Annotated in this window: 20 protein-coding genes; 5 read left to right on the top strand and 15 right to left on the bottom strand. The window is 40.1% G+C overall.

The window, feature by feature from the left end; genetic code table 11:
* Window position 1 precedes the first annotated feature (1 nt).
* The 10 genes from CS931_RS10150 to CS931_RS10105 all read right to left on the bottom strand — a co-directional run bounded on the left by CS931_RS10150 (window position 2) and on the right by CS931_RS10105 (window position 10,405).
* A complete protein-coding gene (locus CS931_RS10150; RefSeq protein WP_099205678.1) occupies window positions 2-916 on the bottom strand; it encodes an NAD-dependent epimerase/dehydratase family protein in 915 nt (304 codons plus the stop codon).
* Complete coding sequence (locus CS931_RS10145; protein WP_099205677.1) at window positions 913-1,566, bottom strand: sugar transferase; 654 nt, start codon at window positions 1,564-1,566, stop codon at window positions 913-915. The genes CS931_RS10150 and CS931_RS10145 overlap by 4 nt, the downstream gene beginning before the upstream one ends.
* Window positions 1,567-1,589: 23 nt before the next feature.
* A complete protein-coding gene (locus CS931_RS10140) occupies window positions 1,590-3,530 on the bottom strand; it encodes a polysaccharide biosynthesis protein (protein WP_099205676.1) in 1,941 nt (646 codons plus the stop codon).
* Between the two features lie 529 nt (window positions 3,531-4,059).
* Window positions 4,060-4,821 (bottom strand): tyrosine-protein phosphatase, encoded by a 762-nt coding sequence (locus CS931_RS10135; RefSeq protein ID WP_099205675.1) that lies wholly within the window; start codon window positions 4,819-4,821, stop codon window positions 4,060-4,062.
* An 89-nt stretch (window positions 4,822-4,910) separates the two neighbouring features.
* Window positions 4,911-5,759, bottom strand: a complete 849-nt coding sequence (locus CS931_RS10130) for an ABC transporter permease (protein ID WP_099205674.1) — start codon at window positions 5,757-5,759, stop codon at window positions 4,911-4,913.
* 11 nt (window positions 5,760-5,770) lie between these two features.
* A complete protein-coding gene (locus CS931_RS10125) occupies window positions 5,771-7,015 on the bottom strand; it encodes an extracellular solute-binding protein (RefSeq protein ID WP_242964972.1) in 1,245 nt (414 codons plus the stop codon).
* An 85-nt stretch (window positions 7,016-7,100) separates the two neighbouring features.
* Window positions 7,101-8,081 carry an ABC transporter ATP-binding protein gene (locus CS931_RS10120; RefSeq protein ID WP_099205673.1) on the bottom strand — a complete coding sequence of 327 codons (981 nt, stop codon included), beginning with the start codon at window positions 8,079-8,081 and terminating at the stop codon, window positions 7,101-7,103.
* 28 nt (window positions 8,082-8,109) lie between these two features.
* The gene (locus CS931_RS10115) at window positions 8,110-8,931 is read right to left on the bottom strand and encodes an ABC transporter permease (RefSeq protein ID WP_099205672.1); all 822 of its coding nucleotides are present in this window, start codon (window positions 8,929-8,931) and stop codon (window positions 8,110-8,112) included.
* Window positions 8,928-9,911, bottom strand: a complete 984-nt coding sequence (locus tag CS931_RS10110; protein ID WP_099205671.1) for a CehA/McbA family metallohydrolase — start codon at window positions 9,909-9,911, stop codon at window positions 8,928-8,930. Before CS931_RS10110 ends, CS931_RS10115 begins: the two co-directional genes overlap by 4 nt.
* Window positions 9,902-10,405: a DUF6669 family protein gene (locus tag CS931_RS10105; RefSeq protein ID WP_143826244.1), complete on the bottom strand. Its 504-nt coding sequence runs from the start codon at window positions 10,403-10,405 to the stop codon at window positions 9,902-9,904. The genes CS931_RS10110 and CS931_RS10105 overlap by 10 nt, the downstream gene beginning before the upstream one ends.
* 244 nt (window positions 10,406-10,649) lie before the next feature.
* Here CS931_RS10105 and CS931_RS10100 point away from each other — a divergent pair, with 244 nt between their 5' ends.
* From CS931_RS10100 to CS931_RS10085, 4 genes are all read left to right on the top strand, one after another.
* On the top strand, window positions 10,650-11,330 hold the full coding sequence (locus tag CS931_RS10100; protein ID WP_099205669.1) for a TetR/AcrR family transcriptional regulator: 681 nt from the start codon (window positions 10,650-10,652) through the stop codon (window positions 11,328-11,330).
* Between the two features lie 171 nt (window positions 11,331-11,501).
* Window positions 11,502-12,341, top strand: a complete 840-nt coding sequence (locus CS931_RS10095; RefSeq protein ID WP_099205668.1) for a MerR family transcriptional regulator — start codon at window positions 11,502-11,504, stop codon at window positions 12,339-12,341.
* A 103-nt stretch (window positions 12,342-12,444) separates the two neighbouring features.
* Window positions 12,445-13,521: an NAD(P)H-dependent amine dehydrogenase family protein gene (locus CS931_RS10090; protein WP_099205667.1), complete on the top strand. Its 1,077-nt coding sequence runs from the start codon at window positions 12,445-12,447 to the stop codon at window positions 13,519-13,521.
* Between the two features lie 243 nt (window positions 13,522-13,764).
* Window positions 13,765-14,787 carry an NADH:flavin oxidoreductase/NADH oxidase gene (locus CS931_RS10085; RefSeq protein ID WP_099205666.1) on the top strand — a complete coding sequence of 341 codons (1,023 nt, stop codon included), beginning with the start codon at window positions 13,765-13,767 and terminating at the stop codon, window positions 14,785-14,787.
* Window positions 14,788-14,904: 117 nt separating this feature from the next.
* Here CS931_RS10085 and CS931_RS10080 read toward each other — a convergent pair whose 3' ends face one another.
* The 3 genes from CS931_RS10080 to CS931_RS10070 all read right to left on the bottom strand — a co-directional run bounded on the left by CS931_RS10080 (window position 14,905) and on the right by CS931_RS10070 (window position 16,898).
* Window positions 14,905-15,762: an Ltp family lipoprotein gene (locus CS931_RS10080; RefSeq protein WP_099205665.1), complete on the bottom strand. Its 858-nt coding sequence runs from the start codon at window positions 15,760-15,762 to the stop codon at window positions 14,905-14,907.
* Window positions 15,763-15,857: 95 nt separating this feature from the next.
* Window positions 15,858-16,232, bottom strand: coding sequence for a PH domain-containing protein (locus CS931_RS10075; RefSeq protein ID WP_099205664.1), 375 nt, complete (start codon window positions 16,230-16,232; stop codon window positions 15,858-15,860).
* A gap of 192 nt (window positions 16,233-16,424) precedes the next feature.
* Entirely contained in the window at window positions 16,425-16,898 is a 474-nt protein-coding gene (locus CS931_RS10070; protein WP_099205663.1) for a TspO/MBR family protein, read from the bottom strand.
* 357 nt (window positions 16,899-17,255) lie between these two features.
* Between CS931_RS10070 and CS931_RS10065 the strand changes: the two genes are divergently transcribed.
* On the top strand, window positions 17,256-18,500 hold the full coding sequence (locus CS931_RS10065) for a hypothetical protein (RefSeq protein ID WP_099205662.1): 1,245 nt from the start codon (window positions 17,256-17,258) through the stop codon (window positions 18,498-18,500).
* Window positions 18,501-18,785: 285 nt separating this feature from the next.
* Here the strand turns inward: CS931_RS10065 and CS931_RS10060 are convergent, their stop codons facing one another.
* Both CS931_RS10060 and CS931_RS10055 read right to left on the bottom strand, forming a co-directional pair.
* Window positions 18,786-19,247: a phage holin family protein gene (locus CS931_RS10060; RefSeq protein WP_099205661.1), complete on the bottom strand. Its 462-nt coding sequence runs from the start codon at window positions 19,245-19,247 to the stop codon at window positions 18,786-18,788.
* A 16-nt stretch (window positions 19,248-19,263) separates the two neighbouring features.
* Entirely contained in the window at window positions 19,264-20,463 is a 1,200-nt protein-coding gene (locus tag CS931_RS10055; RefSeq protein WP_099205660.1) for a phage baseplate protein, read from the bottom strand.
* Between the last annotated feature and the right edge of the window lie 6 nt (window positions 20,464-20,469).

Genomic DNA, 20,469 nt, shown 5'->3' with positions numbered 1-20,469 from the left:
ATTACCCTCTTTTATAGTCTTTAATTTCATTAGTTATTCCTTCTTCAAAAACTATCGGAGAATACCCAAACGCTTCTTTTGCCTCTTGATAAGAAAAAACTCTTGGCTCACAAAGGCGTTGAACTTTTTCTCGATAATCAATTTTCGTTAAAGACACCCCGTATAAAACAATAGCCCCAACATATGCAATAGGATATGGACAACTTACAAAACGAACTCTTTTTCCCAACTGTTTGCCGATTGTAGTCAGCATATCTCGCAATGTGATTGGTGAACCTCCCGAGAGGATAAAATCCTTATTTGCTGTAGTTTCTTCATGCATTAACACTTGATAATATGCTTTACTTAAATCAGAATAGTGTACTGGTTGTAAATCATATCTTGCGCCATTAACTACAGGCATTAGCGGAAATTTGTCGACCATTTGGATAAACTGAACTACATTATTGTCATGCAGGTTACCATATATCATTGTCGGGCGAAGTATGGTAAGTATAATACCTGCATCTTTACAAGCTTTATATATATAATCTTCTATTTTGCGGTATCCTTCTCCCGCTTGCTTATATTTGGAATAAATTCCAGTTGTATGAACCAATATTAAGCGGCGAACACCACAGCTTATAGCAGTTTCTACAATAGTCATTGAAAGTTGAATCCCTGCAATATGAACAATTGTATCGACACCACTAAATACTGTTTTCAGAAAATTACTATCCTCCAGTATACCCATGCATTTTTGAAAATGTATAGAAGATTTGTCAAGTAGTGATGTATCTGATGATGCTCTTATAGTTGCACGGATTCCACCAGGAAACATGCTACTTATCTGGTCTGCGTGTTCAGAAAGTACTTGTGTAAAGTATCCACCTGATTTTTTGCCAGTGGCGCCTGTAATGGCTAATACCTTATTCACAAGATCACCTCATTTGCTGTTGTAGTATCTTTATCATACTCTTCGATTTGCTTGTTTGCAGGACCCGTCCCACCCTCTACTACGCCGTCAGAGCGCAAGACAGAAAAAATAGTGCCTAAAAAGCACTTAACATCAAACAAAAAGCTAACTCGTCTTGTATATTCGCCGTCTAACTTCGCTTTTGCGTCAATTTCCAGCTCGTCTCGCCCATTAATTTGCGCCCAACCAGTCAGTCCCGGGCGAATATCATTTGCACCATATCTATCGCGCTCTGCTAGCAAGTCTTCTTGGTTCCATAAAGCAGGGCGAGGACCAATGATACTCATTTTACCTGTCAATATATGTATAATTTGAGGCAGCTCATCCAGTGATGTCTTACGTAGTATACGGCCTGCACGGCTTATATATTGTTCTGGATTTTCAAGCAAATGCGTCGGCATATCCTTGGGAGTGTCTATTTTCATAGTTCGAAATTTCAACATATTAAAATAGGTTTTGTGAAGTCCTACTCGTTTTTGTTTAAAAAAAACGGGGCCGGGTGAATCAAGTTTAATGATAACTGCTGTCACTATCATTATGGGCGACAAAATAATCAGCGCTATCAATGAAAGCACTATATCTCCCCATCTCTTTATATATTTGTTATACATAAAGCCCCCCTATTCAGTCAAAATCACACTGCGGCTACTTTTTTTGCCGCAAAGTCCTCTTCTTTGTGCAATATTTGCTTTGTTTCTTTTCTCTCGTTTATTTCATTCGGAGTATAATAAGTAGGAACCACTTGCTTCAATACTTTCTTGATTTTGCTGTTGTCACCTTGTTTATTATACATCTGGGTAGCCGTACGCAAAATCTCGAGCTTTCTTTCTACCTCTTCTCTTGACAACACTACTTGACTTTCAATGAAAATTCTTTCATTCTCTGTTTTGGTGCAATTTTCAGTGTTAATCAGAAGCTCTTCATAAAGTTTTTCGCCGGGTCTAAGCCCTGTTTCGATGATATCAATATCTTCATAGGGTTTTAACCCTGAAAGCAAAACCATATTTTCGGCTAAATCAAGAATTTTAACGGGATCACCCATATTGAGCACAAAGAGTTCGCCGGAATTCGCCATAACACCTGCCTGCATGACAAGCTGAGAAGCCTCCGGAATCGTCATAAAATAGCGGATAATTCGCTTATCTGTTATCGTAATCGGACCGCCTCTTTCAATTTGCTTTTTAAAGAGAGGAACAACTGAGCCGTTGGAACCCAAAACATTGCCAAAACGAACAGCAGCAAAAGAAGTGGTTTCACTGTCTTTTCGGCACAGAACAATCATCTCGCAAAGACGTTTGGTTGCTCCCATGACATTTGTTGGATTCACGGCTTTATCGGTTGAAATCAATATAAACTTCTCCACTCCGTATTTTTCTGCAGCATTTGCCACATTATAGGTACCAAACACGTTGTTTTTAATGGCTTCCACCAGATTATGCTCCATCAGCGGCACATGTTTATGTGCCGCTGCATGAAAGACGATTTGTGGTTTATACGTATTAAAAAGAGTCTCTAAGCAGGCCTTGTCACATACAGTACCGATTTCAACTTTAATCTCGATTTCGCCACTATATTGACTTAACAAATCTTGCTGAATTTCATAAGCGCCATTCTCATAAACATCAAAAATAACAAGTTTTTTGGGGCGCATATTCGCCAATTGCCGGCAAAGTTCACTGCCGATTGAGCCACCGCCACCAGTCACTAAAATGGTTTTGTCAGAAAAATAGGACTGCGCCTTTGTATTGTCCAAGGAGACTGTCTTGCGAAACAACAGGTCTTCCACCTTAACTTCTCGCAGCATTTCTTTCAGTGATATTTTCTTATCTACACTCTCTTGCAAAGGAATATCATAGAACTTCACTTTGCAATCACTTTTTGCGTAAAAAGCCAAAAGCTCTTTTATGGTGTTTGTGTCGGCACGAGGAAGTGCTATAAAAATTTCCTGAATCGGCATAACCTTGAGCTTGCCTATTATGGTATCATCCTCTGCATACACAGGGAGTCCGCTTATGTATTTTCCAATTTTACTTTTATTTACATCAATAAAGCAAACTGGTTTATAGTGAGAATTTGCATTATAGCGCAACTCTTCTGCTAAAATGGAGCCAACCTGCCCAGCGCCTACAATCGCTACGCCAATTTTATTGATATCATTCAGTGAAACATTAAGATGTTTATAATGTTGTTGGTAAATGAAACGAGAAAACAAGGTAGCAATATCGAAAATAGCAACCAGAAAAATGCTTTGCCAAATCCCAAAATAAGAAGTAAAAACAATAAACCTAGTGAACAATATAGCGATTAATCCACCTAAAAAATCTGAAAAAATAATCATCATATAGGCTGCCGAGTTGGCATAGCGCCAAACATTAACATACAATTTGCTAATTAACCGCATAGAAAAAACAGACAGCAAAAAAATGACACTATTAACAATGTATTCACGCCCAGAAAGAATAATGCTAGTGCTGGAATTCAAAGACACCCAAACAGTGATGAGATAAGAAAAAATAAACAACGTTAAATCAATTCCCATTAAAGTCCATTTTCTCAGGTCTTGTCTACTTTTCAATTTATTTGTACCTCCTCAAGGAAGAAATTCTTCCCTTTTTTACGCCATTCAAGCATAAACGTAAAATCGATTCACCTTTACGCTTATCTATTAAAAGTCTATCAATTATCCGCAAATTGACACAAGTTCGCTTAAATTTCATTGATATTACTAAATTCACATTATTTTTATTATATATGACATAGGCTACAAAGTCTAGGATTTTCAGGTATTTTTATTTAAATTTTAGTATTTTTAACAGAATATTTATAGAATTAAGGTGTATTTTTTTAAAATAGAATAAATTTATTTTGTTTTTATGGCTTATCTTGCGTGAAATATTTCCACAAAGACATTATAGATTTATTTTAAAATCTCTCAATCTGTAAGGAGGGCAAGATTAAATCAAAATGCCACTCCTTTATACCACACCTATTTTAAATCTATCTTTTGAAATTATGAACGGCTAAAAAACCACTTCTCTACATTTCAATTCTGTATCGAGAAGTGGTTTTTTATATTCATTTTAACTTATTGCGCTCTAGCTGATTTATTTTGATATTAGCATTTTTTTCACTATCTCCAAATCTTGGATTGACGCTCCTGCTCTCTTTAGATAATCTTCTGCACTTCCATAATGACTAGTAAGATATTTTAGCGCCGTCTCTATTTGCTTGGGAGCTGACGAAAAAAGATAGTCAGGAGGCAGAAAGCCGTAAGTTTGCTCAAGATTTTTTCTTTGCTGGTCAAAAATGTCGGTCATATACACTTCTGTCATGCTGTAATCTGCTATGATAGTTTCCTCCCCCACACCAGCCAACAATAATAGAAGCATGGCTACAACACCTGTACGGTCTTTTCCAGCAGCACAGTTAAACAGAACCGTTTCATTCTTATAACTGGCAAAAATATGAATCAGCCTAGCAAGAACTTCTGATTGCTCCGAGAGGATACGGACATACATCTCTCCCATATTTTTAGGAATCTTATCTAATTGGAAGCCTTCTGAAGCAATACCGTCAGCAATAGAGACATGATAATAATCAATACCCATAACGTCTTTCAATCGAGAGGGAAAAGCCACCATCTCTGTTTCAGTGCGTAAATCAACGACGCACCTTACGCCATATGCTTTCAAAGCTTCAATATCCTCATTGGTAAGATTGGCTGGGGAATCCGAACGTAAAAAGACATGTGTTCGGGTTTTGCTGCCTCCCTCTATAATATATCCCCCTAAATCGCGGGTATTGCGAGTTCCTGTCAGTGGCAAAGGTTTAGCTACCACTATATTGGTATCCCTCAAAGTGCTCATTTGAAAATCTCCTTTACTGATTAAAAATAAATAACAGGAGAACACCGATCACCTCTCCTGCCAAATCTGTCAAATTTATTTGTTACTTGTTATTTTCCTCTTTCCCAAACCTCATCTCTCATGTTCGCACGGATATACACAATAGCTCCGCCCAAACACAGTAGAAAAATCAATACAGAAAGAGCAGCGGCACGTTCATAGTCCATGTAGGTAGCCGCCTGTTGGTACAGCAAAATACCCAGCATTTTTGGATTATTGGGGCCTGTCAGATACGGTATTGTGAAAGCACCAATTTGTCCCATCAGTACAAAGGTCGCCGAAACAATGATGTCCTTATAAGTAAGAGGCAAGATGATTTTGGTTAGGATAGACCCCCATGAGCTTCCTACATCACGTGCGCTTTCAATATAAGAATCATTGACGGCGGAAAGAGCAGCGCTCATCATCATAGCAGCAAACGGAATGCTGAACCACAGATTGCATAGAATAATTCCTTTTATATCATACAGCAACCCGGGCTTAAAATCGACCCCTAAAGACATACTGACACGGTTGATTGTACCAGAATCTTTGATGACATTCATAACCGCATAAACAGCTGCAATGCCAGGAATGAATCTTGGGAGCAGATAGAGCTTTCCCAGCAGTCTGCTAATCCAGCTTTTGGAGAACCGCAGATACAAAGCGAGTAAAAAACTTAGCACCACACTCAAAATCATAACGGCTAAAGCTACAATGGCAGTGAAAATCAAGCTTTGAAAGGCTTCTGCGCTGCCAAAAAAGTAGGTGTAGTTTTCTAGCGTAAGCTCACCCGATGTATTATGAAAAGACTTGAAAACTGTATTGAAAATCGGCAGTATCACGACAAACAACATGATGGAGAATGCCGGCAGCACCATTAACCATGGCAGCCATGGTCTTACTTTTTGGTTTATCATGTAGCATACCCTCATTGTGCCAGAGGAGCAATTTCTTCTGTCCAACGCACCGCAATATCTTTTTGGAGTGAGCCGATAGCAAAGTAGCGCAGTGTGCTGATGTTGGTTTCTTTAAGCCAATCACTATGATCCAAATTCTCAAGTTTATTTGTATCAACTACAGGAGAAGCATACATGGTATTCCAGCTGATTGACTGTGCTTCATAGCTCAGATAATAATCGATAACACTCAAAGCTGCTTCTTTGTCTTTTCCGATTTTAGGAATGGTGAAGCCAGCCAGCGCACCGGAAAAGGCGGGGTCTAACTGCTGCAGCTTAATGGATTCGGGCAAAGTTCCCATGCTCTTGTTAGTCAGTACCATATTAACGAAAGCAGTTGTCATGTCAACTTGTTTGTTGGCGAGTAAATCAAGAGATCCTGCATTTTTCATGGGATATTGCACCTTGCCTGCAGTTTGATAAAGATAAGGATGCAGTTCTGCCAGCAAGGAGAAACCTTTGTCCCATTCTTCTGTATGTTCTGTTTTCCATTTGGTGTCAGGAGAGGTAGCGGCCTCTTCCGGCAGTTGGTTATAGATGGCTGTTGTGGCAAAAGTATAGCCTGAACCGCCTGTAGAAGGATCACAATAGGTAAAGCGTCCGGGGTTGTCTTTAATCCATTGATACAGTTCTTCTGTCGTTTTGGGAGGATTTGAAACCACTTCTGAGTTATACGCCAGCATGACGGTTGTTCCACGATAAGGAACAAAAGTATCGCCAATGATATTATCTTTGAATACAACATTTTCATAATTTGGGATTTTTGTCGTATCAATCGGAACAAAGAAATCTTCACCATTTTGAGCGATTATTGGAGAAATACCGCTGTCATCCAGCGCAATCAAGTCATAATCTGTGTCTGTTTCACCTGCTTGATTAGCCGCCGTAATACGGTCTACCAAACTTTGCTCACTGGTACCCGACACAACAAATTGAACTTCCACTTTGGCTTTGGTATTGTAATCAGCATCCACATTAAAAGCGTCTGCCACAGCCTGCAGTGATTCACGGACTTCTTGACCGCCGCTTCCCCAAATGGTAACAGTGGGAATTTCGCCGGAAGTTTCTTGTTTTGTTTCACTCTGTGCAGTCGATTTTTCACCGGAAGAAACCGACTTTGAAGAGGAATTTTGCGGAGCAGAACTACAAGCAGTAAAAACCATGGTCATGAGAATGACAAGCACGGAACTTACCATCTTTTTAACAGATTGGTTCATGTGGATACATCCTTTCTTTTTGAAAGCAACTATTATGCGTTTATTTATCTTAATACCCTCATTCAAAGATTAGAATTTTAGGTCGTTAAGCTGTGTGTGCCAGAACATCAAAATGTCTGAAATGATTAAAAATGTAATCGACCGCTTGGTTCTCTGTGAAATATAAGGCCTGCTCTTTGGGCACAAAAGCCTTTAGCGCTGCACCATTGCGGCATGAAAGCACAATTTGTGTGTAATGCCCAAGCGGCATCACATTCTGGATACGTGCCATTCCCTCACCGCTTGCTGGTTTTAATACAACATCTTCAGGGCGTACCGCTAAAGTGCCGTTTGTGTCTTCTACAAAGTTCATTTCTCCTATAAATTCAGCCACAAACCGACTGGCAGGATTGTTGTAGATTTCAGTTGGGCTGCCTAGCTGTTCGATACAGCCTTGATTCATAACAGCAATGCGGTCTGAAATAGCCATCGCTTCTTCTTGGTCGTGCGTGACAAAAATAATCGTCAAGCCGGCTTCTTCCTGAATATTTTTCAGCTCCACACGCATTTGGGCACGGATTTTAGCATCTAGTGCCGAAAAAGGTTCGTCTAAAAGAAGCAATGAAGGTTTGAGCATTAATGCTCTTGCAATAGCGATTCGTTGCTGTTGTCCGCCTGAAAGCTGCGTTGGATATTTCTTTTCGCAGCCCGACATTTTAACCAGTGCCAGCATATCGGCAATCTGCTGTTTAATTTGAGCAGACGGTGTTTTGCGCAGCTTTGGACCGAATGCCATGTTTTCGTATACCGTCATATGCGGCCACAGGTTATAGCTTTGAAAAACCATGCCTGTAGGTCTTTTTTCGGGAGGAAGCGTCTGAATCTCCTGCCCGTCTAAAATCAGTTTTCCGCTGTCAATCTTATTAAACCCACCAATCGAACGCAGAATCGTCGTCTTGCCACAACCCGAGGGGCCCAAAAGTGTCAGCAGCTCCCCTTCATTTACTTGCAGATTGATATTTCCTACACCTTCTTTGGCACTGTATTTTTTAGTCAGACCTTGTATATCTAGTTTCAAGTTCGGCATATTTTTCTCCTTATCCTAACCGCTTTGCTTACATTTTCATGCCGTTGGAAAGAGCTTCGGCACTCAAATATTTGCGGAATATAATCAATAAAATAATAGACGGCACCAAAAGAATAATGGCAAAAACCGAGCCGGCTGTTTCGGGAAAAGACATGATAATACCATATAGCTCACTGGGCATGGTATGAATGGCAGGCAGTCCGATGAGCAAAGAGCCTTGCGCTTCCTCCATAGAACCTAGAAAGGTGTAGAGCGCCGCCACAATAATGCCCGGTTTTGCCATGGGGAGTGTGATGGAAAAGAAAGTGCGCAGTGGTGAAGCACCCACATCTCTTGCGCTTTCTTCCTGCTGAATGTGCACCGTGCGAAATGAACCGCTGGGAATCCACACCATGAACATCATTGTGTTGACGAGATGAACCAGCACGACTCCTGCAAAAGTACCGACCAAATCCAGCTTATAAAAAATCACGGTCATAGCAGTGTAAATCCCCATTTTAGGGAAGGCATTGGTTAGCAGAAAGCTTAACCGCACCAAGCTGCGACCCTTGAACTGAAAACGTGCCAATGCGTAGGCCGCCGGCAAACAGACAATCAGTGACACCAGTGTCACCACGATGGCCAAAATCAGCGAAGTACTGATGGACTGCACGAGCTGTGCTTTGGATAAAACATAGTCCCACCACTTCAAACCATAGCTTTGCGGAATGACATCTGGGTATTCGTACTTACCCGCAAATGACAAAAGAACCATATTGAGCAGAGGTCCATAGAAAAAAAGCATAAAGACAATAAATAGAAGATATTCCCAAAACTGCTTTTTCCCTAAACCGTAATATAAACGTTTCAATGCAGATTTCCTCCCGTTCTATAAATAGGTGAACCAACTGCCAGCAGATGCTCATAATCCCGTTTGTCTTCATATAATTTGACTACGGCACTTTGCGCTTCTAATGAAAAAGGAAAAGAAACCGCTTCTGCCATATCCGTGTCACAACAGATGACATTTCCCACACTGTCTGTTAGTTCAAGAATAAAGGTACGGTCTGCATATAAGTTGTTCCAGTTCAGATAATCAGAGCTATTGTCAAACTTGACAACCAATTTGTCTTCTTGCAAGCTTGTTTCAAACAGCGGGCCTTTGGTAATCATCGTTTTCTGCGAAAGTATCGCCCCAATGACTGCATCTGCACGAGAAACAGCAAGCTTGTCCTCAATTTGCACAAAGGTAGTAAACACATTGGCCTCTAGCGGCGGTTTATGGATATCTTTACCGGTCACAGCCGCTATTCTGTGTCCGCCAAGCACCAAGATTTCCCACAAAGCAAGCGCCTGCTCATTGCCGGAAAGAGCTTCAGCCAGCGGGTGATTTCCCATCTCTGATTCTGCTATGGAGGTATTGACCACTTCAATGTAATCCACAACCGACCAGTCGTGAATTGTCATTCCAAAACGGCAACCTATCATAATCGGCTCTCCGACACAATAGGGATGTGCAATTCCTACCGCTCTTGCCCCTGCTGCATGAAGCTCTGCCAAAAATGCCTCTGGGTGTTTCGGGTTGAGATGCGTGAAAGGAATCATCTGAGTAAGTCCCAGTGCCAGTATGTGGCCAAAAAAGGTCGTTACTTCTACACCCGGCAAAAAAGATAATTCATGCCCCTTTTGTTGGGTGATTTCACTGGCAAGGCTATGTCCTGAAACCGTGTTATGATCTGTCAGCGCCAGTGTTCCAAACTTATTTTGGGCGGCAAAGTCAATTAGTTCTTCCACTGTCATGGTTCCGTCAGAATGTGTGGAATGATTGTGAAGCTCTGCTCTTACAAACATACTCTTTCCACTCCTTCCACTGTGAGGATACATGCTGTATCATCGTTCAATATATTCAGCACATGCAATACGATACTGAATACTCCAGCGGGTCGGCAATTGTTAAAACCCAGCGAGGATTCTTCTTCAGAAATCCATATTTCTTTGGTCAGCTGATTACGGTGGGCAGACCCAACACAAACATCATTTAAAAACAGCGAGACATTGATTTCTGATTTTGGCAGATGATAAACTGCACTGGCCATACATTCTAATAACTCTGTTTCCTCTTCAAGGTTTTTCATTAAAGCCTCACGACAGCCTGCCTGCAATTCCTCTATGTCCTGCTCTGCATGAAGCTTGTCAAATGAAAATGTAACCTTCAGACGGGATAAATCATCAGGCAAAATAGTGGTGTAGGTGATATGTCCCTGAAATCCTTTCTCTAATTGGCTTGATACCTTATATAATGGTTTCTTTGATTTTATCGCCATAAAATCTTTCCTTTCATTCACTTGTACTCTCCTTTTTTACAGGCTCATTTTAACAAGAGATGAAAGATTTAAACAAGACATGAAGTCGTTAAATGATTGTTAAAAACGGAAAAACTCACCGAATACTGTTCAATATTATACAGTTTATTTGATATTGTTTAACTTTTTACACAACCTAAACACAAGCTTAATACGAATTGGTTTACAGCAATTTACTCGTTTGCTATACTGATGACAAACTATATAAATAAAGGAAATTGTACCTATGGGAAGATATGTAAAACATAGCGAGTTGCGGTATAAACTCATTTTAGACACCGCTCAACAACTTTTTATAGAAGAAGGCATTAAAAATGTAAGCTTTAGTGTGCTGGCAGAGGCTTGCGGTATTGCCCGAGCCACTTTGTATAAGTACTTTCCCGACAAAGAAACCCTTTTGTGGGAGATTCAGCGCCGTTCTTTCCAACAATTCGGAGAATCCCTTAGAAAGCAAGATTCGGAACAACAGCTGTCCGCTTTGGAGCGTTATGCTCTCTATTTTGATGTCATGCTGCAAGGTTTTCAGGTGAATCCAAACAATTTTCTTTTCTTTGATTTATTCAGCAAAACCTATCAAGGAGAAACCTTAAAATCTGAAAGTGCAATTTATGAGAGAGTTTTTCATGACAAAGATTTCGGAACGCATGATACCGCTAGATTTCTGCAAAAAAATTTTCATGACGGCTCTCTCAAGCCTACATTAGATGCCGAACTGACAGCTGTTTCAGCAGTCTATTCAAGCATTTATCTTTTGGTTGGACTCAGCAAAGACAACATGTCTATCGCCATTAAATATGGTATGCCTCCACAAGACATGGCTCGCTTTATATTTGATTCTTTTCTCATCAGAATCAGCTCAGACGGTAGCATTCCCTGTTACAGCAAAAGTAGTGATAAGACACTTTAAATAACAAAAAGCTTTATCTGTCCCCACTATGTTTCTGCATAACTTGTAAATCGTTGGATAATCTCATGGGGAGAACTACTTTCATTCCACAAAAAAATTGTTTTTTATCGGTATATATGGTAGAATTTTGTCATAAGATTATTTGTCTAACACAAAGGTTTGGAGGTTAAAATGGAGATAGAAAGACTGACAATCGGACAAATGGCAAAGCTAAACAGAGTCACTCCCGAAACCTTGCGTCATTATGACCGAACAGGGCTACTACACCCTTGGCTGATTGATAAGGAAACTGGCTATCGCTACTACCACATCAATCAAAGTGCCAGGCTCGATATGATTCAATATCTGCAAGCGTATGGTGTATCTTTGGAAGAAATTCGTGTGCAGCTTGATACAAATGACTCTGATTCATTGTGCAGCTTGCTTCGTGAACAAATGCAAACCATAGACAAAAGAATCAAACACCTCAAAAGAAGCCGCAAAGCGATTGAGCGCATGATTGTCAATCATGAACACCACAGAAATCTCCCCCCTGCCGGCACTATCTTTTACGAATATATGCCGAAACGACAAATCTTTGTCCATCAATCTGATAAGAACTTCTTTGACCAAGATGACACTGGCTATGAATTAATGCTGCGGGAATTAAAGCAAGACGTTGTGGTCAACAATCTCCCTTTTACCTACTTTCGAAATGTGGGCACAATGATACGACAAGGAAATCTTGCAAACAATCACTTTTTTTCAAATGAAGCGTTCTTCTTTGTCGAAGACGATTATGAAGGCCCGGGGCAAGTAGAAACTCTCCCAGATGGACTCTATCTATGCCTGTGTGCCAATGATTTTGCAAAGGAAATCGATTACGCTCGCCTGCTCTTACATCATCTAGGTAAATCAGGCCACACGATTGCGGGCGATTATGTGTGTGAAGTCATTGAAGAATTACCGTGTCTCAATGATGCTCCGCGTGATTTGTTCTTTAAAATACAAATTCCTGTCGTAAATCATTAAAATAGCGCTTGACATTTTTGTAACAAAAGGGTCTATACTATTGTTAAGGAAATATCAATTTCGTGTTGGAAACCTATTTTAATTTAATTCAGGAGGTAATTGTATGGATCGGAAAGTGAGAGCAATTCAGTATGGCTGTGGAAAAATGAGTGTGTATCTCATTCGTTACATGATGGAAAAGGATGTTGAAATTGTTGCTGCATTTGATGCCAGCCCTGCTGTCATTGGCAAGGACATTGGCGAAATCATTGGCGGCGAAAAAGTCGGCATTTTGGTGTCAGATTCCAAAGAAGCCGATACCATGATGGCAAACTTGCAAGCCGATGTTTGTGTTGTGGCAACGCTAAGCACCATGGCTGATATCAAAGATGCCTTTGCGGTATGTGCAAAAAATGGTATCAACGCTATCTCTACCTGTGAAGAATCGCTCTACCCTTGGAACTCATCACCAGCCATTACAGAAGAACTGGATAAGCTGGCAAAAGAAAATGGTGTCACCTTGGCAGGCAGTGGTTATCCCGATATGTTCTGGGGTGTATTAATTGATACACTTTCAGGTTCTATGCAGACGCTTACAAAAATCAAAGGTTTCAGCAGCTATAATGTCGAAGATTATGGTATCGCTTTAGCCAAAGGACATGGTGCAGGGTTATCCTCTGAAGAGTTTGAGCAAGAAATCGGCAAGTATAATTCGCTTTCTTCAGATGAACAACAGAAATTGGTCGAGAATGGCGAATATGTACCGAGTTATATGTGGAATCAAAATGGCTGGCTATGCAGCAAAATGGGTCTGACTGTTGTGTCACAAGTTCAGAAATGTGTTCCTACCACCCACACAGAGGATATTCATTCCTCCACATTAAACATGACTGTGAAAGCAGGCCAACCCACCGGTATGTCGGCCGTTGTCACTACCGAAACAAAAGAAGGTATTACCCTTGAAACAGAATGTGTCGGCAAGGTTTATGCCCCCGATGAATTTGACAGGAATGATTGGACTTTCTTTGGTGAGCCCGAAACGACAATCAACGTAAACCGTCCTGCAACCGTACAGCTGACTTGTGCTAATTTGGTCAATCGCATTCCCGCTCTCATCGCTGCTGCTCCGGGTTATGTTTCCACCGATAAAATGCCTAATAACGTATATCTATCTCAGCCTATGAACGAATACATTAAATAAAGATTATGTTTTAAAAAAAGCCGCTGGATTGTATAAATCCAACGGCTTTTTCATAGTTATAGAAAGATTTGTATCCAATTGAACCGTCGTAATCTTCTATCTTCTGACTAGAAAATAACCAGAAAACTTCATTCAATTCTCTTTGGGAAAGTATCTTACAAAAAAGTGCATGCTATTCATTTGATTATGTTTGTTATATAATAAAGTATACTAAATCTCATTTTGGAAAGGATTGATATCTGCATGAATATTTTTGATTCTGTTACTCTAAAAAGTTTGAAACTTAAAAACCGAATTGTCATGCCGCCCATGTGTCAGTTTTCTGTTGAGAAGAAGGATGGCATTGTAAACGATTGGCATTTTCAGCACTATGTCAGCCGAGCTGTCGGCGGTGTTGGCATGATCATTATCGAAATGGCTGATGTCGAGCCTGATGGCCGTATCAGCGACCTTGATTTAGGGCTTTGGTCTGACGATCACGTTGCTCCACTCAAAAAGATTGTGGAAGAATGTCAAAAATATGGAGCTGCCGTCGGCATACAGATTGCTCATGCCGGAAGAAAAGCGCAAGATGCCGATACACCGGTTGCACCGTCTAGTATCCCCTTTTCAGCAGATTCCAAAACACCTCACGCATTAACCACTGCCGAAACCGAAGCCATGGTGGTTAAATTTCAAGATGCCGCAAAACGTGCTGTGCAGGCTGGCGTAGATTTTGTTGAAATACACGGTGCACATGGTTACCTCATTCATGAATTCCAATCGCCCTCTATGAATAAGCGCGATGACAAATACGGCGAAGATTTGTCAAGATTCGGAACAGAAATAATCTCTGCTATCAAAGATGTCCTTCCCGCAGAAATGCCCTTATTATTCAGAATTTCTGCAGCTGAATACCTCGATGGTGGATATGGGATTGACTACGGCATTGAACTGGCAAAGAAATATAAAGAAGCCGGTGTTGATGTTTTCCATGTCAGCAGCGGTGGAGAATCACCAAAAGGACCGGATAACGTTTTCCCCGGCTATCAAGTATCCTTGGCTGAAAGCATAAAAAATGCACTTGATATTCCTGTTATCACTGTTGGTATCCTGGAAGACCCCGATATTGCACAATCAGTGATTCAAGAAAACAAAGCCGATTTTGTAGCTGTCGGGCGAGGTCTTTTAAACGACCCCTATTGGGTATTGCATGCCGCTGAACATCTTTCAGAATCGATTGATATTCCTAAACAATATCAGCGTGCCTTTAGATTGCGAAAATGACAGATAACGAATAATAATCATAAAAACACGCTAAGCATTTAGCAGCACAATGCTGCCGAATATGCTTAACGTGTTTTTTTAATTTTAGTATTTTTTCAATCAGAACCTGTGACGATTTTAATTGATTCCTGCAGCATCAGCGCCGTAAACAGCCTGCTCGCTAGTATAACCTTCAAATTCTAATTGTTCTATCAACTCTGCTCTTGAAAAAGAGTAGGGATAAGCTGAGTCAGCATATGCCTTTGCTTGTTTTGCAGCTTGTTCATACCAATCGGCTCCACAATTTTCCACTGCATAGCTAATCTCACTAGCTGTGAATTGATCATATCCTAACTGTTCGCTTAGTCGTTGATAAGAAAACGGAACAATACTCAAATATAGGTTCGCCTGTGACAGTGCATTTTCTGCCCAAATATCGCCGCATTGTTCTGCGGCTGCTCTTGCGGCTTCCCTAGTAAAGCCGTCATACTCTACCAGTTGATCAACCAAACCGCCAAAAGAAAAATGCGAAACATACGCATACAATTGCGCTGCTTCATAAGCTTCAGTCACTGAATTGTTACCCCCATCTGTTGATTCGGAGAAAGTTGGAGTTGGAGTACTTTCAACTGTGGGTTTAGGTGTAGGTTCGAGATTAGGAGCGGGTTTGGGAGTTGATTTGGATATCACTTCCGTAGCCGGAGTGGATGTTGGTTTACTGGAAGACTCAACAGCCGTAGCTGGTTCTATGGTAGGTTCTGGTGTAGATTTTGTTGCCTCAGTGCTTGCTTCATCCATAGACTTCGGCGTAGAAGTGGCCACCGGCGTGGAAGTCGCTTTTGAGGAAATTTCACTTTTTGTTTTTTGTGAAGATGTTGAAGAGCTCTCAACTTTTGATACATTGGATACATACTCTGCAATTGGCTTACTTTTGCACCCAGATAACGTTAGTACGGCCATAAGCGTAAAACCGGCTAAAACCACGGTCTTATTCATGAAATTATACCTTTCTTGGGCTATAAGTAAATTTTTCAAAAAACTAAATAGGCTAAATGAATCATACTATCATCAGCTCTTAAAGATCAAATTTTTTATAACACAAAACTGGATATCAATCGGCATATCCCTGATACATCTGTTTGCCCAGTGAATTCAAATTTCACTTTTCCCATACCTGAAAACCACAATTCAAGCTCACTATCCAAATCAAAAACACCTGCGGTTTCGACTGAAAAGGTCTGTATTTTGCTATACGGCATAGAAGTAAAATCTTTTTTCTTCCCCGTCATTCCTTGCACATTGATCGCGATAATTCTATAGTTGGTAAAAACGACCATATCACGAATAGACTGGAATGCAATCAAGATTTTTTCTTCATTGACAAACAATGGGGTAATGAGTTGTGCCGCTCCTCTTGGGTCCGCTTCTCTCAATTTCATAAAACTTGCGTTTTGAAAATCAATCATAGGATTCCCTCTCTTTTATTTAGACATTTAAGTTAAACAGAAGTGACTTGTCGCTTAATATTGTATAGTTAGCTATTTTTATAGTAATTAATTCCATTTAACTATAGCATATTTGTTCTACTGTAGCAATCTAAAAGAGAAAATATTTCACATTATTTCCCATTATTAATTTTATTGAGAGCATAAATTACATTATTTTAAAAGTGCTATGCCTAAATTTAGATACGTCGCAAATAAAATCCAAATTAAGTAAGGCAGAGTTAGCCAAAAGCTTAGTTTATTAATTTTGAAATAGATTGCCAGCAAATAACCTACCAAAATATCTAGGATAACCAAGACTAGAAGAGCTACCCAGTGCAATGTTAACCCAAAGAAGAGAATACTCCAAAAGAAATTCACGCTAAGCTGCATAAAATACCATTTTAGAGCTTGTTTCGATTCTATCGTATTTTGATTATATACTATTGCCACGGCTATACCCATACCGGCATAGAGTATTGGCCAGACAATGCCAAACAATTGCCCCGCTGGGGAGAACGGTGGTTTATTTAATTGAGCATATTTCTGACTAATATCACCTGACAGCAAACTACTGATATATCCAACCAATTCAGTTCCAATAACAAATAAAACAAAAGGCACAAATTTATTCTTTTTATTCTGCAATTTTATCACCTCTTGGTTATTTTATTCCATCATGCAGCGATATATGTACGGTTTTATCAATCTATTTTAGAATACAAACACGGGGAAAAGATTGGCTCAGATAGCTGTACCGTATATGTTGATTAATGTATAAAGAGATTTATACACATCAAAGATACAAACATTAAAAATCGGTTTTGATAAAAAATTTTATTGCTTATTCAAACATCAAAATAGATGGTTAGTCGGGTTAGTGTTGGTAGATTGAATCAAAGCAAATAGTTTCAATTCATTTACTTTTTAAAATTATATTGTAAAACAATCCCATTTAAGATACAATTGTGACATATTATCACTATAAATGGAGGGGTTTATTTTATGGTCTGGTATCAGAAAAGATGGGTCATTATCTTAAGTTCTATCGTGTTCTTTCCTTTAGGATTTTTCTTAATTAAAAAGAAATATCCGGGGTTAAAAAAGTGGAAAAATATCTCTTTGTATGTTCTCCTAAGTTTTTGGACTCTTATTTTTATTGCTGCTATTTTTGGAAAACCCCCTAAGCCAGAATCTATTGAAATTGACAGCAATATTGTTTCATTTGATTTGAACACAAGCAAAGAAGTGACGTTCACCGTGTCGCCTGCCAGCGCTAAAATTAATGAAGGTGAACTATCTTTTCTAGTTTCTCCTAATAATTTACTGGCAGTAAAAGACCTATCAGACTATGAAAACAAAGAGTACCGCCTAGCTATTCAAAGCCAAACTGCTGAAGGCAATGCTGACATTACAATAGGTTATGGCGATATAAGCAGCAATATTTTGGAAGTACAAGTTGTGAATACCGCCCGTGTAGAAGCTGTCTCCTCTTTAGAAGAGAAAATAGCTGCATTATCCCCTGTTACCATTGATAAGGAAAATGATATAAAGCAAGTCAGACAGCTTTATGATTCTATGGATTCAGAATGGAAAAAAACTGTCTCGAGTGTCAATCAGTTAGAAAAGGCTGAACAGGAAATTGAAGCGCGATATAATCAATTGATTGAGCCTATTAGTGCCGCTATTAAAGCAATAGGCGATGTCACACTTGACAGCGAGCCAACGATTGTAAAAGCAAGAGCTCTCTATGATGAAAGTGACCATAGTATAAAAGCGAAGATACCTAATGAATCTGTCACTATACTGATTGAAGCAGAAAAGGGTCTAAATGTACTAAAACTAGAGGCTGCGGCAGCTCCTGTTGTAGAAGCAATCAACCACATATCAATTGATAGCCAAGCAAGCATTACACAGGCAAGGACAACGTATGATGCTTTACCAGATAAAGTGAAACAATATGTTACCAATTATGAAAACTTAATGACAAACGAGCAAGAATACCAGCGAATATCAGAAGAAAAAGCTGCAGCTACCGAAGCTGCTGCGCAAGAGGAAAGAGCAGCAGCTGAAGCGGCAGCACAAGAGCAAGAATCAGCTGCAGTCGGTCAGACTGTGTATTGGGTCTCTAGCGGTGAAGTTTACCATAGTACAAAAGATTGTCCTTCACTGGGTAGGTCAAAAAATATTTATTCAGGGTCAATCGGCGCATCTGGCAAAAGCAGACCTTGTAAAAATTGTTATCATTAATAAACATTTTTGTGTAGCCGCCAAATTTACAAAAATATAATTAAAACCGTTTTGAAAGGTTTTAGCTTCACTTTATAAATCAATAAGAAAGCCCCTCTCTGCATAACGCAAAGAGGGGCTAATCAAATTCTAATAGCTTGGAATGGGGCTAGCAATCTTGTTTTTAGTAAAGATAATATTGCTAGCCCGTCCTGTATTGAGCAGCAAACGACGGATTCTCAAATTTGAGAATCTACATTGCCACTTGCACAAGAGAGCTCTGTTCCCATCACTTTAGCCAGCATCTCATTTTTCCTGCGCCTCTTTAGACTTGTTTTTTAGTATGTCAATCGACTTTGTAATGGCAGGATTGATAGGCACACCCATAAGCCCAGCATTTTCTGTGATAGATATCGCCTCATTGGCTAAATACGCAATGACAACGGCATCACGGACAAAGCTTGTCCCAATGACTTTGTCCAGTAGCGCTGCAACCAATACCATAACTAAAATCATGCCTTTGCGCATAAGTCCTTTAAACCCAGTCCTGCTATCTAAACCTCCATTTGGTGATTTAAGCGATTTGCCAAGCTTTGCAACGACAAGTCCTGATATGTAGTCAATTGCCATAAAAATGATTAGTGTAGTCAAGGCCACGTCCCAACCTCCAAATAGAGCAGCAATTGTGCTGCCGATAATTCCAATGACGGTAGACACGCTGTTTTCTTGTATAACGGATAAAACTTTTATCAACGCATTTTCTTTCATTTTGATTGCCTTTCTTTTACGCTGTCCTGCGCCACATATATACAGTAATGTAAGGCTGTAATTGGTTGATTTCCTCTCGTGGATTGCTATGGCTATACCCAACTAATACACGATTAGCAAAAGCTGCTGCTGAGCCTAACCCATAACCTGTAGCTTCTACGCCTGATTTCTTTGCACCAACTTGAGTATCTGTTAACGATATGGTTTTACTGCCACCAGTTTTTTGCGCCATATTAAAATCTGCATCGGACGGATTGACACCGACTAGAGTCTGTCCTTGTGCAAATGCCACCCAAGTACCGCCAATTATAGTTGATGGATTTGTGCTGGTAATGCTGATATAGATTGCTCCAACGGGATAGACAAGATTTAGCAAAGAAGCCTTCTCAAGCTTATTGTCTGCCAAACTTTGCAGATACTGGGCAACTGTCAGTGTCTCTCCTTGAATCCCAGCGTGGATATCACTACCATTCAGAGTGATATCTGATGATAATATTTTACCGTTGACTTTCGTGTTTTTTATTCCGTCAATTTGTTCTTGAATCGGATTAAGATTTCCAATTGCTTCATTTGCCTTGCTGACAGCAGTATTCAAATCTGTTTTTACTGTGTTTGCAGTAGTAGTCACATTTGCAAGGTTGGTTCGAGCGGTATTGGCTGTGCTTGTGGCAGTATCCAATTGACCTTTTGCGGTGTTGGCCGCTGTAGTTGCCGTAGTAAGATTATTCTTAGCGGTATCTGCGGCGGTAGTTGTATTTACAAGATTTGTGCGTGCTGTATTTGCTGCCGTAGTGCTAGTATCAAGCTGACCCTTTGCAGTATTGGCAGCGGTTGTAACAGTTACAAGATTTGCGCGTGCCGTATTGGCTGTTCCTGTGGCGCTTTCTAACTGTGTTTTAGCTGTATTTGCTGCCGTCGTTTTCTGCGTTAGTAAATCCAAAATATCATCCGCAGCATCTAGCCTATCGCCTGCGTTTTCGGCTTTATCGGCTACCACTGTAACCTGTTCCACAATGTCCGCTGTTACGCTGTCAATTTCTCGTTTTAAATCTTCAAAGGTCATTAAACGTTTGACCTTGCCCGGCTCAAAGCAGATGTAGAATGTTCTTCCATCCACAGCGGAAGAATCACCCGAAAGTACCACCGCTATTTCGCCAGGCAACATTTTACTTGCATCGAAGTCATTATACTTCCCTCGGCGCATTACAATTGCCATAATTAT

This window comes from Scatolibacter rhodanostii (assembly GCF_900197595.1).
Lineage (GTDB): Bacteria > Bacillota > Clostridia > Oscillospirales > Acutalibacteraceae > Scatolibacter > Scatolibacter rhodanostii.
This window is presented reverse-complemented; position numbering and strand designations above follow the sequence as displayed.